This window comes from Chloroflexota bacterium (genome assembly GCA_015478725.1).
Taxonomy (GTDB): Bacteria; Chloroflexota; Limnocylindria; order Limnocylindrales; family CSP1-4; genus C-114.
The window spans coordinates 37475-51365 of sequence record JADMIG010000010.1 but is presented as its reverse complement, the minus strand read 5'-3'; the positions used below and the strand labels follow the sequence as shown (position 1 = coordinate 51365).

Sequence of the window (13891 nt, the reverse complement as noted above, 5' to 3'; positions counted from 1 at the left end):
GCCGGATGGCGGACGGAGCCGACCTCGGACCACCGGCCGAGGCGACGGGCCGGACCTTTCGGCCCGGTGTGCGGTACTTTCGTGGCGCTCCGCAGGGGTACCTCGCGTCGGTACGATGCCCCGGTGATCCGTTCCCTGACGGGCGTCGGCCTGACCGTCGCGACGGTCGTGCTCGGGCTCCTCTCCTTCGCTCCCGGTGTATTCGGGCCGGCCGGCGATGCGTGGATGCGCGGCGGGCTCGCGCGACTGACCGCGGTCGTCTTCGCCCTGGCCCTGGCAGCCGCCGTATCGTGGTACTTCGTCCGGCTCCGCCTCGACCCGCTCGTTCGCACCGCCGAACGGCTCGCCGCCGGCGATCTCGATGCTCCCGTCGTGATCCACGGTCGGGGCGTCGAACGCCGCCTCGCGGTCGCCCTCGCCGCGTTGTCGGCGGCGCTCACGGAGACGCACACCGCGGCGACGGTCGATCGCCTGACCGGAGTCTGGAACCGTCAGGCGCTCCTCGCCGCCCTCTTCTCCGAGGTCGAGCGTTCGAGTCGCTACAACCGGCCATTGTCCGTCGCCTTCGTCGACATCGATCATTTCAAGCAGGTGAACGACACGTACGGCCACCACGCCGGCGACGTCGTCCTGCGGGGGGTCGCCGAGACCATCCGCTCGAACCTCCGGAGCAGCGACGTCCTCGGACGCTACGGCGGCGAGGAGTTCATGGTCCTGCTCGCGGAAACCGCCATCGACGACGCGACGGCTCTCGCCGAGAAGATCCGCGGCCTCGTCCAGCGTGAGCGGTTCGATGTCGACGGCAACACGGGCCTCTCGGTCACCGTCTCGATCGGGCTCGCCGGCGGCCAGGGCCGCCAGCTCCGAGTCGACGACCTCGTCCGCGACGCCGACGCGGCGATGTACTCGGCGAAGGGCCTCGGTCGAAACCAGACGTACGTGTTCGCCGAGCCGGACGATGACGCCCGGGTCCCGCGTGCCTCGATCTCGCAGAGCGGCCGCTCGCGCGCCCAGGAGGTCGGCCGTTCGGCGCGGGATGCGACCCAGTCCGCGCTCGCGGCGTTCATCGACCCGCTCCCCCACTACCGCGGTCAACCGTCCGCCCTCATCGCGACGATCGTCGTCGAGCTCGCGAGGCACCTCGACCTGCCGGACGCGGAGGTCGATCGGATCCGGGTCGCCGCCCTCCTCCACGACGTCGGCAAGCTCGCCGTCCCCGAGGAGATCCTCGAGAAGCCGGGGGCCCTCACGGCGGCCGAGTGGCGGACCGTCGTCCAGCATCCGCGCATCGGCCAGGTGATCCTCGAGCACGCGACGGCGCTCCGCGACGCTGTCCCGATCATCCTCCATCACCATGAACGGTTCAGCGGCCACGGGTACCCGTACGGACTGCGCGGCAACGACATCCCGCTCGGGGCGCGGATCGTGGCGATCGCCGACGCCTACGACGCGATGACTCACGATCGGCCGTACAAACGGGCGATCGGCCACGTCGCCGCGCTCCGCGAGCTGCGCCAGCATGCCGGGACCCAGTTCGACCCGGAACTCGTCCAGCTCTTCTGCGACCTCTACGCAGACAGCGCGCCGGTGGCCGACGCGACGGTCGGCCTGATCACCGGCAGCGAGCGAACCCACGAGCCGGCGACCGTGTCCGTCGGCACGAGCTCATTGCCGCGTCGAGGCCACCGAGCGACGGATCCCGCCACCACCCTCCATCCGGGGCCCACCATCGCCACCGGCTGACGTCCCCGCAGCTCGGCCCGGGTCCGCGTCCGGACCGGGCCAGATCCCCGGACCGCGCCCGGCCCGACCCGCTTGGTTGAGTCGGCGGTGAGGAGACGACCTCGCGGCACGCCCGGGCGATGAGTGGGTGGTGAGGGGCGCGTCGTACCGTCCGATCTGTTCCCGCCGTGACACACCCGCCACGCAGGGCCGGCCCGATCCCCGTCGGCCGGCCGGGAAGGAGACCCGGACCGTGAACAAGGTCCTCCTCACCGGTCGCCTCACGCGCGACCCCGAACTGCGGAGTCTTGCCAGCGGCAAGACCGTCACCCAGTTCAACGTCGCGACGAACGAGTACCGGACCAACGGCCAGGAGAAGTCGGAGTTCCACAGCATCGTCACCTGGGATCGGCTCGCCGAGATCTGCGGCACCTATCTCGGGAAGGGCCAGCAGGTCGCCCTCGAGGGCCGCCTCCAGACCCGTTCCTGGGACGACGAGCGCGGTGCCCGGCACTGGAAGACGGAGGTCGTCGCGACGCACGTCGAGATGCTCTCCGGTCGCCGCAAGAAGGACTACGAGGCGGAGGCCTCGGCCGAGGCGCTGGCGGCGCAGGCGAGCTCTCTCGGCGTCGAGGCGTCCGAACCGATCGCCGAAGCGCCGGGGCCGGCCGCCGAGGCAGCCTGACAGACGCTCATCCCCTCGACGGCGGCGGGCGCTCCCCCTCTCGCCCGCCGCCGTCCTCTCCACCCGCGCTCCCACCTGTCTCACGCACGGGCGGGCCGCCGGCTCCGCGATCGACCCGATCCGGCGCGTCGTAGAGGCGACGCCGCGGGACGCCGTGGGCGGCGGCGGCGCGCCGAGCCGCCTCGCCTCGGGCGATGCCCGCGTCGACGAGCCGGCCAACCTCTTCGCGAGCCGCCGCCAGTGCCGTAGGGGGCCCGGCCGGATCGTGTCCGGTCCCCGCCCCGACCGCCGCCGACGGGTCGGTTACCGCCGTCGGAGCGGCCGCGGCGCCGACGACGATGACGAATTCGCCGCGGAGCGTCAGCGTGCCGGCCGCGGCCGCGGCGGCGAGCTCGCCGAGCGAAGCGCGCCGGATCTCCTCGTGGAGTTTCGTCAGCTCGCGGCAGACGGCCGCGGGCCGGTCCGGACCGCAGGTCGCGGCGAGGTCGGCGAGCGTTGCCGCGATCCGGCCGGGTGCCTCGAAGACGGCGGTCGCCCGCTCGTCGGCGGCGATCGCCGCCAGGCGCGCCCGTCGCTCCCGGCCGTGCCGTGGCAGGAACCCCTCGAATGCCCAGCGCGGCCCGGCGATGGCGCTCGCGACGATCGCGGCGACGACCGCGGACGGGCCGGGGATCGGGACGACGAGTCCGCCCTCCTCGACCCACGCACGGGCGAGACGCTCTCCCGGATCCGAGACGCCTGGCGTCCCGGCATCCGTCACGAGGGCGAGATCCGCGCCGCCCCGCAGGTGCTCGAGCAGCACCATCGTCCGTCCCGGGGTGCTGCGGGCGTGGTAGCTCGTGAGGCGGGTGGCGATCGCGTACCGGTCGAGCAGCCGCCGGCTGACCCGCGTGTCCTCGGCGGCGATGAGGGGCACGGCGGCGAGGACCTCGAGGGCCCGGTGGGTGACGTCGCCGAGATTGCCGATCGGTGTCGCGACGAGGTAGAGCCGACCGCCGACCGATCCCGTCACGCGCCCGTCGGCTCCGCGATCAAGCGCGCGCCGAACCCGGCCGCCGTCGCGGATAGAGATAGTCCACGCCCGCCGTCCGTGGCCCAAGCTTGGCGACCGGCGGCACCTGCCGCTTGAACTCGGACACCGCTACCATCCGCTCGACGCGCTCGATGAACGCGGGATCGAAGCCCATCGCCGCGAGCTCGTCGCGGTCCCGCCGGCGATCGATCATCCAGAACAGGAGTCGATCGAGCTCGGGATAGCTGAATTCCGCCTCTGCCTCGTCCGTCTGGCCCGGCCAGAGGTCCGCCGAGGGGGCCTTGCCGATGATGGCGTCGGGGACCCCCATCGCGGCGGCGAGCTGGCGGACCTGGCTCTTGTACAGGTCTCCGATCGGGTTGAACGCGCAGGCCGAGTCGCCGAAGAGCGTCGTGTAGCCGATGAGCGTCTCGGTCTTGTTGCCAGTCCCGACGACGAGCCCGCCCCATACCGCCGAGCGGTCGTAGAGGACGGCCATCCGCTGGCGGGCCATGAAGTTCCCGCGGCGGAGCGGACCCGCGTCCGGGCGAGCGGCGAGATAGCCGTCGACCATCGGGCTGATGTCGACGATCTCGCTCGCGCAGTCGAGTCCGCGAACGACGTCCAGGGCGTCCGCGGCGGAGGTGGCCGCCGATGTCCGGTACGGCATGAGGACCGCCAGGAGGCGCGCCGGCCCGATCGCCTCGGCGGTCAGGTGGGCGACGAGCGCCGAATCGATCCCCCCGGACAGGCCGAGGACCGCCCGCTCGAAGCCCGCCTGCTCGAGCTGACCCCGGATGAAGGCGACGATGACCCGCCGGGCGACCGCCGCATCGATCGCGAGCTCCGCCGGCAGCTCGAAGCGTGGCGCCCGGGCCGCGACGGAGGACGCCCGACCCGTCGCCGAGGATCCGTTCATCGCCGCTTCCCGCCCGCGACAGCCGGCCGGCGAGCCTGGCTCACCGGACCACCGTCCGTGTCGTCGGCGGTGCGGAGATCCGCCCGCATCGCGACGATCCGTTCGAGCTCGCGCGCCATGAGTTCCGGGCGCTCGTCGCGGAGGATCGGCAGCGCGATCCGCTCGCGCCGGAGGTCCGCGAGGTCGACGTCCACCGTGAACAGCCCCTCGTCCCACAGCGGGGCACTGAAGATGGGCCGACCGGACGGCGCGACGACCTCCGAGCCGCCCCAGAAGCTGATCGACTCGTCCACCCCGACGCGGTTGCAGAAGACCACGAGGCTCGTCGTCAGCTGGGCGTACGTCCGCATGATCGTCTGCCACGAGGCGGCCGTTCCGAGGCCGACCGCGTTCGTGGCCGCGAGGTCGCGACCGGGCGACGACGAGACGTTGACGAGGATCTGGGCACCATCGAGGGCGAGCACGTTCGGGACCCCGAGATGCCAGAAGTCCTCGCAGACGGAGAGCCCAAGCTGGACGCCGAGTCGCGACGGCACGGCACGGATCGCGTCGCCGGCGGCGAAGAATCGCCGTTCGTCGAAGAGGCCGTAGGTCGGGAGGAAGAGCTTCCGGTGGACGTGCCGGACCTCGCCCTCCTCGAGGAGGGCCACGGCGATGTAGAGCCGGTGGTCCGCCGATTCCTCGACGAACGAGACGATCGCGGAGAGTCCGTCGGCTGCGGCCGCGAGCGCGATGAGGCGCGGATCGTCGCGCCGCATCGCCACCTCCGCGGCAAGGTCCTGGAGGAGGTATCCCGTGAGGCCGAGCTCGGGAAAGACGACCAGTCCGGCCCCCTCGGACCGCGCCGTCTCGAGGATCGAGCGGTGCCGATCGAGATTCGCCTCCAGGTCGCCGAGGCGCGGAGCGATCTGGGCGAGTGCGATGCGAAGTGGTTGCACGTCCGGAGTCTACCCCGCGGCCGGCGACGCTCCCGCGGTCCCCTCCCCGTCCGGCGCCGGGTCCACCGCTGCGCCGTCGGCCCGGCCGCGAGCGACCGGCCGGCCGGTGACCTGGAGCTGCTCCGGCGAGTCGTCCACCTGCTCGGCGAAGTGGCAGGCGACGCTGTGACCCGTCGCGAGCGGGCGGAGCGCCGGGTCCTCCGCCACGCATCGCTCCGGGTTCCCGAGCCGCTCGCGCAGCCAGCAGCGCGTGTGGAATCGACAGCCGGAGGGTGGTGAGAGCGGACTCGGCACGTCGCCGCTGAGGATGATCCGCCGCCGCCGCGACTCGACGACCGGGTCCGGGATCGGCACCGCCGAGAGGAGGGCGACGGCATATGGATGGAGCGGCCGCTCGTACAGCTCCCGCGAAGAGGCGATCTCGACGATCCGCCCGAGATACATGACGGCGATGCGGTCGCTCACGTGGCGGACGACCGAGAGATCGTGGGCGATGAAGAGGTAGGTGAGGCCGAAGCGGTCCTGGAGCCGCACGAGGAGATTGATGATCTGGGCCTGGATGCTCACGTCGAGGGCGCTGATCGGCTCGTCGGCGACGATGAGCTCCGGATTGAGGGCGAGCGCGCGGGCGACGCCGATCCGCTGCCGCTGGCCGCCACTGAACTCGTGCGGATAGCGGTTGAGGAACTCCGGGTTGAGCCCCACCACGTCGAGCAGGTCCGCGATCTTCTCGCGCCGTTCGGCCGACGATCCCATGCCGTGGACGAGGAGCGGTTCGCCGACGATGCCGCCCACGGTCTGGCGCGGGTTGAGGCTCGCATACGGATCCTGGAAGATCATCTGCATCCGGCGGCGGATGCGGCGAAGCGCCTCTCCCTCGAGGCGCGTGATGTCCTGCCCGTCGAACTCGATCCGGCCGGCCGTCGGCCGGTAGAGGCGGAGGACCGTCCGGCCGGTCGTCGACTTGCCGCAGCCGGACTCGCCGACGAGGCCGAGGGTCTCGCCCCGCCGCACATCGAAGGTCACGTCGTCCACCGCCCGCACGTCGCCGACATGACGTTCGAAGATCAGCCCCTCGGTGACCGGGAACCACATCCGGAGATCGGTGACCGAGAGGAGCGGGTGGCCCGCATCCGCCTTCGATGCCGCTGCGGCGCCGGAGGCTGCGTCGGACCCCGTCACCGTCGGGTCGGCCGGCGGCCGGTCCGGGTCCTCGACGGCCTGGGGCATGCCGGTCATCGGGTGTCGCCGAGACCGGCGCGTCGAGCGCGCTCGGCCACTGCGGCGGCCGCGGCGGAGATCCTGCCGCTCGCCGGCGCGCCCTCCCGGGCCTCCTCGTCGGTGGCCGGGTTCCAGCAGGCGACTCGGTGGGTCGCCTCGGGACCGGACACGACGACCCGCTCGCCGGGAACGACCGGGGTGAGTGCCGGGTCGTCCGTCCCACAGCGTTCGATCGCCCACGCGCAGCGCGGCGCGAACGGGCACCCAGGCGGCAATCTCGTGAGATCGGGCGGCAGCCCCTCGATCGAGATGAGCTCGCGGGTCGCGCCGTCGTCGTCGAGCCGCGGGATGGATCGGAGGAGGCCGACCGTGTACGGGTGTCGCGGATGGGCGAAGAGCTCGCCGGTCGTCGCCGTCTCGACGATCCGTCCCGCGTACATCACCTGGATCCGCTGGGTCATTCCGGCGACGACGCCGAGGTCATGGGTGATGAGCATGACGGCCGTTCCCGTCTCGGCGGCGACCTTCCGGATGAGATCGAGGATCTGGGCCTGGATCGTCACGTCGAGGGCCGTCGTGGGCTCGTCCGCGATGAGGAGCTTGGGTCCGAGGGCGAGGGCCATCGCGATCATCACCCGCTGGCGCATGCCGCCGCTGAACTGGTGGGGGAAGCTCCGCAGACGGGGTCGGGCATTCGGGATTCCGACGAGCTCGAGCATCTCCACCGCCCGGCGCTCCGCATCGGCGCGTTTCATGGACCGATGAGCGAGGATCACCTCGACGAGCTGTTCCCCGATCGTGATGACCGGGTTGAGCGAGGTCATCGGGTCCTGGAAGATCATCGCCACGTCACGACCGCGAAGATCGCGGATGTCGTTCTCCGACAGGTCAACGAGGTCGCGCCCTTCGAACTCGACGGACCCGCCGACGATCCGCCCGGCCGGCTTGGGGAGCAGGCGGAGGATGGCGAGCGAGGTGACGCTCTTGCCGCAGCCCGATTCCCCGACGATCCCGAGCATCTCGTGCGGCTCGAGGTCGAAGCTCACGCCGTTCACCGCGCGGACCCGGCCCGATGAGGACGAGAACTCGACCCGCAGGTCGCGGACGGACAGGAGGGCCTCGCGCGACCCATCCATCCAGCCTCGGGCCCGCGCGCCGATCGCCGTCATCGGCGGAGCCTCGGGTCGAGGGCCTCGCGGAGTCCGTCGCCGAGGAGGTTGAAGCCGAGGACCGACAGGATGATCGCGATGCCCGGGAACAGGGCGGTGAACGCCGCCCCGGAGGTGAGGTAGCGATACGTGTCGGTGAGCATCGTCCCCCATTCCGGCGTCGCCGGGTCCTGCGGGCCGAAGCCGAGGAAGCCGAGGCCGGCCGCGTCCACGATCGCCGTGGCGAGGGCAAGGGTCGCCGCCACGATGACCGGGGTGAGGGCGTTCGGGAGGATGTGGGCGAGGAGGATCCGCCGGCGCGGCACCCCGATCGCCCGTGCCGCGAGGACGTAGTCGCTCTCCTTGAGGCCGAGGATGCTCGAGCGGAGGATCCGGGCGAAGATCGGGATGTTCTCCACCGCGATCGCGAAGGCGATCGTGTTGAGGCCCGGGCCGAGGAAGAGCACGATCGTGATCGTGAGGAGCAGGCCTGGCAGGGCGAGGACGATATCGACGACGCGCATGAGCCAGAAGTCCAGCCAGCCGCCGACAAAGCCGCTGATCGAGCCATAGACCACGCCGATGGACAGGCCCGAGGCGACGGAGAGGACCGCGACCCACAGGGACGAGCGGGCGCCCCAGATGATCCGGCTGAGGATGTCGCGACCCTGGAGGTCCGTGCCGAGGAGGTGGCTGAGGCTCGGCGGCTTGAAGCGGTTCACGATCGAGCCGTCCGTCGGGCTGTACGGGGCGAGGAGCGGCGCCGCCACGGCCACCACGACGAACAACCCGATGAGGCCGATGCCGACGAGCGCGGCCCGATTGCGGAGGAGCCGGTGGGCGGCATCGCGCCAGAGGCTCGTCCCGCGGACGGCCGGCTCGGCGGCGGACGGCAGCGCGATCTCGGCCATCAGGTGTAGCGGATCCGCGGATTGAGGTAGGCATAGCTCACGTCGACGCTGAGATTCACGAGGACGAACAGCGTCGCGAGGATGAGCGTCCCGCTCTGGATGACGAGGAAGTCCTTGTCGACAGCGGCCTCGAACAGCCACGATCCGATGCCGCCCCACGAGAAGATCGTCTCGGTGAGGACGGCGCCGCCGAGGAGCAGCCCCGTCTGGAGGCCGATGACGGTCGAGATCGGGAGCATCGCGTTGCGGAGGATGTGGCGGTCGTCGATGCGGCGGCTCGTCAGGCCCTTCGCACGCGCCGTCCGGACGTAGTCCTCGTTGAGGACCTCGATGACCGCCGAGCGGGTGATCCGCGCGACGACCGCGAGCGGGATCGTGCCGAGGGCAAGGGCGGGCAGGATGAGGTGCCGCACGACGTCGGCGAACTTGCCGAGGTTGTGATCGATGACGAGCGACTCCCAGAGGAGGAAGTTCGTCCCGGCGCCGTCGAAGTTGTAGACCCGCAGGTCGTAGCGGCCCGCTGTGGGGAGCCAGTGGAGCCAGACCCCGAAGATGTACGCGAGGAGCAGGCCGAGGAAGAAGATCGGGATGCTGATCCCGATGAGCGAGGTGACGGTCGCGAAGTTGTCGAACAGGGATCCCTGCCGCTTCGCGGCGGCGATGCCGAGCGGGATCCCGATCCCGAGCGCGACGGTCATCGCGGCGAGGGTCAGTTCGACGGTCGCCGGGAACCGCGTGAGGAACGTGCCGAGGATCGGCAGGCGGTTCGTTGCCGACGTGCCGAGGTCGCCGTGGAGGACGCCCGCCATGTAGTCGAGGTACTGCTGCCAGAGGGGCTTGTCGAGGCCGAGTCCGTGACGACACGCGGCGAGCCGATCCGTGTTCGTGTGCTCGCCGAGGATCGAGGCGCACGGATCACCGGGCAGGGCGTGCACGAACACGATCATGAACACGGACAGCCCGAGCAGGATCGGGATGAGGAGCAGCAGCCGGCGGAGGATGTACTTCAGCACGGACGAAGCTCAGGTCCTCGCGCACACGGTGGGTGGATGAACAACATCCCCGGGGGAGCCGGCGGCTCCCCCGGGGATGGATGATCGCGAGGTCAGGCGGGGCTCAGGAGCCCGCGTCCTTCCAGACGAGGTTGAAGTACTCCGACTGGGTCGGGCTCGGGATGTACCCGTGGACGTGGATCGTCGCGCCAAGGAACGAGCCGGCCCACACGAGCGGCACGTCCGTGACGTCCGCGTTGATGAGCTTCATCGCGTCCTTCCAGTCCTGCGTCCGGGTGGCCAGGTCGGTCTCGGAGATCGCCTTGGCGATCGCCGCGGCGACAGCCGGATTGTCCTCGCCGAACTCGCAGTTGTGGGGGGTCGTCACCTTCACCCCGTTGCAGTCCGACGTTGAGGTCGCGTAGAACAGGCCCGGACCGTCTGCCGGGTCCGCATAGTCGTAGATCCAGCCGATGAAGAACATGCCGTAGACGCCGTTCGCCTCATCGGTGAGGTAGCCGCCGCGCCACGGCTTGTGCTGCGGGGTGACCTTGAAGCCGACCGCCTCGAGCATCGTCCGGATCGCCTCGAACTCGCCCTTGGGATCGACCATGTACGGCCGCGAGACGCTGTCCGGGTACCAGAAGTCGACCGCGCACGGCGCGGGGCAGCTCGAGCTCGCGAGGAGGCTCTTCGCCTTCGCCGGGTCGTAGCCACTGATCGTCGCGTTCGGCTCGTACGCCGGCATCGTGTTGATGAGGTCCGAGTCGGCCACGGAGCCGGCACCGTTGGGGAAGAACGCCTGGACGAGCGCGTTCTTGTCGATGGCGTAGGCGATCGCCTGGCGGACCTTGATGTCGTTGAACGGCTTGTGGGTCTGGTTGAAGGCGAGCTTCCCGATGGCAAGCGGCGTCCGGGTGAGAAGCTGGAGGGTCGGGTCGCTCTTGATGTCGTTGACCTGGTTCGCGTCGACGAAGTCGATCGTGTCGACCGTGCCGGACTTGAGCGCGGCGAGGCGCGAGGCGGCGTCGGCGATCGGCTTGAAGATGATCTTGTCGAGGTGAGCGGCGTTCGCCGCGTCCCAGTAGTTCGGGTTCTTGACGATCGTGTAGTGGTCGCCGGGAACGAAGTCGCCGCTGAACATGAACGGCCCGGTGCCCGTCGGGGCCTTCTGCCAGTAGTCGTTCTTCGGATCCTTCGACCCGAGGTCGGCATTGTGCGCCTTGAGCGCGGTCGGGCTCTGCATGGCGAACGGAGCGAGCGTCATCGCCGTGAGGAAGTCCGCCTTCCTGGTCGTCAGCGTCATCGAGAACGTCGTGTCATCGACCTTCTGGACGCTGCTGATGAGCGATTTCGCGCCGTAGCCGCCGAAGACGGTGACGTCGTAGTAGTCGTCACCCTGGAGCGGCACCGGCAGGTTCTTCCAGCGGTTGACGTTGTAGACGGCGGCATCCGCGTTGAACGGCGTGCCGTCACTGAACGTGACCGGCGACTGGAGATGGAACGTGTAGGTCAGGCCGTCCGCGCTCACGTCCCACGACTTCGCGAGACCGGGCACGAGATCGGACGTCGTGCCGGGCTTGAGCTTGATGAGGGTCTCGTAGATCTGCTGGGCGATCCGGAACGACTCGCCGTCCTGGATGAGGATCGCGTCGAGTGTCGCCGGGTCGGACGCAGAGCCGAAGATCCACGTCCCGCCGTTGACCGGCGTCGGCCCGCTCGGGCTCGGCGCGCTGGATGTCCCCGCGCTCGGGGCGGCCGCGCTCGGGGCGGCCGAACTCGTCGATGGACTGGGGGTCGCAGCGCCCGAACACGCCGCGAAGAGCATCGCGGCGGTCGCGACGAGCGCGCCCATGCGGAACCGAACCATGTGGTCTCCTCCTGCCTGCGGCCGCCAATCCGTTCGGCGGCCGACCATCCCTTGCGCTCCCGGCGCTCCCCGCGCCGCGGGCATCATACTCACACGCCGCCGGCGGCGACGTCGGGCCTCGTCGGAGGCACGGCCGGCAGCGCCGACCCGCCCGGTCCGGCGATCGGTGCTCCTCCGCGCACCGCGCCGATCTCTCCCGCCCCGCCATCGTCGGCGGGCGTCGCGGTGGCGAATCTCGCGATCGGCACGAGCTCCGCGACCGTCGCGTCCGTGATCTGCTCGGAATAGTGACAGGCGACCCGGTGGCCCGCGCCGATATCTCGGAAGGCCGGCTCATCCGTCGCACAGTTCTCGGGGTTGCCGAGCCTCGTCCGGAGCCAGCAGCGGGTGTGGAAGCGGCAACCCGACGGCGGGTTCGCCGGTGACGGGACGTCCCCCTCGAGCACGAGGCGCTTCTTGCGGACCCGCGGATCCGGGTTCGGCACCGCTGACAGGAGGGCGATGGTGTACGGGTGGCGAGGCCGCTTGTACAGCTCGACGACGTCGGCCAGCTCGGCGAGCTTGCCGAGGTACATCACGCCGACCCGGTCGCTGATGTACTCGATGACCGAGAGGTTGTGGGCAACGAACAGGTACGTCAGGTTGAACCGTGTCCGGAGATCCACGAGGAGGTTGATGATCTGGCTCTGGATCGACACGTCGAGGGCGGAGACCGGCTCGTCGCAGACGATGAACTCCGGCTCGAGGGCGAGTGCCCGGGCGATCCCGATCCGCTGGCGCTGACCGCCGGAGAACTCGTGCGGGTAGCGTCTGGCGTAGTCGCGACGCAGCCCCACCGCCTCGAGGTAATCGCCGACCCGCTGGTCGCGGACGCTGCGCCTGCCCCAGCCGTTCTCGCGATCCGCCTGGGCGAGGAGCCCCTCGCCGATGAGATCGCTCACCGGCATCCGCGGATTGAGTGAGGCGACCGGGTCCTGGAAGATGATCTGCATCCGGCGACGCATCCGCTTGAGCGCCTCGCCGCGAAGCGTGAAGACGTCGACGCCGTCGAACACGACCTCGCCCGCGCTCGGCGGAACCAGCTTGATGACCGTCCGGCCGAGTGTCGTCTTGCCGCAGCCGGATTCGCCGACGAGGCCGAACGTCTCCCCGCGCCGGATGTCGAGGCTCACGTCGTCCACCGCGTACACCTGGCCGAGGGTCCGCTTGAGGATCCCGCCCGTGATCGGGAAGTACTTCTTCAGCCCGCGGATCGAGAGGAGCGTGTCCTCGGCGCGCCCGGCCGCCCGCCATGCGGCGCGGGCCGCACGGGAGTCCGAGGAGTCCGCGGTCGGACCCGTCGCGGGTCCCGTCATGCTCGCTCCCTGCAGCGTGCGGTCACCGGTGCCACCCACGTCAACCGACGACATCGTTCACCGTCGCGGCGGCCGCCACCTCGTACGCTCGACGGCGTTCCATCTCCTCCGGGGCCTGGATCCAGCAGCGGGCCCGGCGATCCGGTCCGCCGACCTGGATGAGCTCCGGCTCGGTCGCGCAGCGCTCCCAGGCGTATGGGCAGCGCGGCTGGAACTTGCATCCCGGCGGCATCCGGAACGGGTTCGGCACGACCCCGCTGATCGCCGTCAGCTCCCTGCCGCGCTTCTTCTCGCCAGGGATCGAGTTGAGGAGCCCCTGCGTGTACGGGTGCTTCGGGTGGAGCAGGACCTCCTCCACGGTCCCGGTCTCGACCACCCGGCCGGCGTACATGACAGCGATGTGCTGGACCGTCTCCGCCACCACGGCGAGGTCGTGGGTGATGAGGAGGAGCGCGGTCCCGGTGTCCTCCTGGAGCTTCTTGATGAGCTCGAGGATCTGGGCCTGGATCGTCACATCGAGGGCGGTCGTGGGCTCGTCCGCGATGAGCAGCTTCGGGTTGCACGACAGCGCCATCGCGATCATGACCCGCTGCCGCATCCCGCCGGACATCTCGTGCGGGTACTGTTTCGCCCGCCGCTCGGGGGCGGAAACGCCGACGAGCCGCAGCGAGTCGACCGCGCGATCCCACGCCTCCTTGCGGCTCACCCGCTGGTGGAGCTTCACGGCCTCCGAGATCTGGTCGCCGACCGTGAAGACCGGGTTGAGGCTCGTCATCGGTTCCTGGAAGATCATCGCGATGTCGTTGCCGCGGACCTTGCGCATCTCGTCCATCGGCAGCTCGAGCAGGTCGCGGCCGTCGAACCAGATCTCGCCGTCGACGATCTCGCCGGGTGGCATCTCGATGAGACGCATGATCGTGTGGGCGGTGACGCTCTTTCCGCAGCCCGACTCGCCGACGATGCCGAGCGTCTCGCCGCGGCCGAGCCGGAAGTCCACGCCGTCGACGGCCTTCACCGTGCCGTCCATCACGTGGAAATAGGTCCGCAGGTTCCGGACGTCGAGGAGCAGGTTCGGATCGCGGCCGACAGCCGCCGATCCCACCGGATCGCTCATGGTC

Annotated in this window: 12 protein-coding genes; 2 read left to right on the top strand and 10 right to left on the bottom strand. The window is 70.5% G+C overall.

Features of this window, described 5'->3' with window-relative positions; genetic code table 11:
* Nucleotides 1-123: 123 nt before the first annotated feature.
* Both IVW53_08540 and IVW53_08535 read left to right on the top strand, forming a co-directional pair.
* On the top strand, nucleotides 124-1743 hold the full coding sequence (locus IVW53_08540; GenBank protein MBF6605611.1) for a diguanylate cyclase: 1620 nt from the start codon (nucleotides 124-126) through the stop codon (nucleotides 1741-1743).
* Nucleotides 1744-1975: 232 nt separating this feature from the next.
* Nucleotides 1976-2407 (top strand): single-stranded DNA-binding protein, encoded by a 432-nt coding sequence (locus IVW53_08535; GenBank protein ID MBF6605610.1) that lies wholly within the window; start codon nucleotides 1976-1978, stop codon nucleotides 2405-2407.
* A 7-nt stretch (nucleotides 2408-2414) separates the two neighbouring features.
* Here the strand turns inward: IVW53_08535 and rsmI are convergent, their stop codons facing one another.
* From rsmI to IVW53_08485, 10 genes are all read right to left on the bottom strand, one after another.
* Nucleotides 2415-3419: a 16S rRNA (cytidine(1402)-2'-O)-methyltransferase gene (gene rsmI, locus IVW53_08530; protein ID MBF6605609.1), complete on the bottom strand. Its 1005-nt coding sequence runs from the start codon at nucleotides 3417-3419 to the stop codon at nucleotides 2415-2417.
* A gap of 19 nt (nucleotides 3420-3438) precedes the next feature.
* Entirely contained in the window at nucleotides 3439-4338 is a 900-nt protein-coding gene (locus IVW53_08525) for an NAD+ synthase (protein ID MBF6605608.1), read from the bottom strand.
* Nucleotides 4335-5276, bottom strand: coding sequence for a carbon-nitrogen hydrolase (locus IVW53_08520; protein MBF6605607.1), 942 nt, complete (start codon nucleotides 5274-5276; stop codon nucleotides 4335-4337). Before IVW53_08520 ends, IVW53_08525 begins: the two co-directional genes overlap by 4 nt.
* Nucleotides 5277-5285: 9 nt before the next feature.
* Nucleotides 5286-6506: a dipeptide ABC transporter ATP-binding protein gene (locus IVW53_08515; GenBank protein MBF6605606.1), complete on the bottom strand. Its 1221-nt coding sequence runs from the start codon at nucleotides 6504-6506 to the stop codon at nucleotides 5286-5288.
* 5 nt (nucleotides 6507-6511) lie between these two features.
* Nucleotides 6512-7633: an ABC transporter ATP-binding protein gene (locus IVW53_08510; GenBank protein MBF6605605.1), complete on the bottom strand. Its 1122-nt coding sequence runs from the start codon at nucleotides 7631-7633 to the stop codon at nucleotides 6512-6514.
* A gap of 29 nt (nucleotides 7634-7662) precedes the next feature.
* Nucleotides 7663-8556: an ABC transporter permease gene (locus IVW53_08505; GenBank protein ID MBF6605604.1), complete on the bottom strand. Its 894-nt coding sequence runs from the start codon at nucleotides 8554-8556 to the stop codon at nucleotides 7663-7665.
* Complete coding sequence (locus tag IVW53_08500) at nucleotides 8556-9569, bottom strand: ABC transporter permease (protein ID MBF6605603.1); 1014 nt, start codon at nucleotides 9567-9569, stop codon at nucleotides 8556-8558. Before IVW53_08500 ends, IVW53_08505 begins: the two co-directional genes overlap by 1 nt.
* A 103-nt stretch (nucleotides 9570-9672) precedes the next feature.
* Nucleotides 9673-11418 (bottom strand): hypothetical protein, encoded by a 1746-nt coding sequence (locus IVW53_08495; GenBank protein MBF6605602.1) that lies wholly within the window; start codon nucleotides 11416-11418, stop codon nucleotides 9673-9675.
* A gap of 89 nt (nucleotides 11419-11507) precedes the next feature.
* A complete protein-coding gene (locus IVW53_08490; GenBank protein MBF6605601.1) occupies nucleotides 11508-12773 on the bottom strand; it encodes an ABC transporter ATP-binding protein in 1266 nt (421 codons plus the stop codon).
* 40 nt (nucleotides 12774-12813) lie between these two features.
* Nucleotides 12814-13887, bottom strand: coding sequence for an ABC transporter ATP-binding protein (locus IVW53_08485; protein ID MBF6605600.1), 1074 nt, complete (start codon nucleotides 13885-13887; stop codon nucleotides 12814-12816).
* Nucleotides 13888-13891 lie beyond the last annotated feature (4 nt).

Bases quoted from the DNA above. Each gene is read 5' to 3' on its own strand.
- IVW53_08525 (MBF6605608.1), bottom strand. From the start codon at position 4,338: ATGAACGGATCCTCGGCGACGGGTCGGGCGTCCTCCGTCGCGGCCCGG.
- IVW53_08515 (MBF6605606.1), bottom strand. From the start codon at position 6,506: ATGCCCCAGGCCGTCGAGGACCCGGACCGGCCGCCGGCCGACCCGACG.
- IVW53_08510 (MBF6605605.1), bottom strand. From the start codon at position 7,633: ATGGATGGGTCGCGCGAGGCCCTCCTGTCCGTCCGCGACCTGCGGGTC.
- IVW53_08505 (MBF6605604.1), bottom strand. From the start codon at position 8,556: ATGGCCGAGATCGCGCTGCCGTCCGCCGCCGAGCCGGCCGTCCGCGGG.
- IVW53_08495 (MBF6605602.1), bottom strand. From the start codon at position 11,418: ATGGTTCGGTTCCGCATGGGCGCGCTCGTCGCGACCGCCGCGATGCTC.
- IVW53_08490 (MBF6605601.1), bottom strand. From the start codon at position 12,773: ATGACGGGACCCGCGACGGGTCCGACCGCGGACTCCTCGGACTCCCGT.
- IVW53_08485 (MBF6605600.1), bottom strand. From the start codon at position 13,887: ATGAGCGATCCGGTGGGATCGGCGGCTGTCGGCCGCGATCCGAACCTG.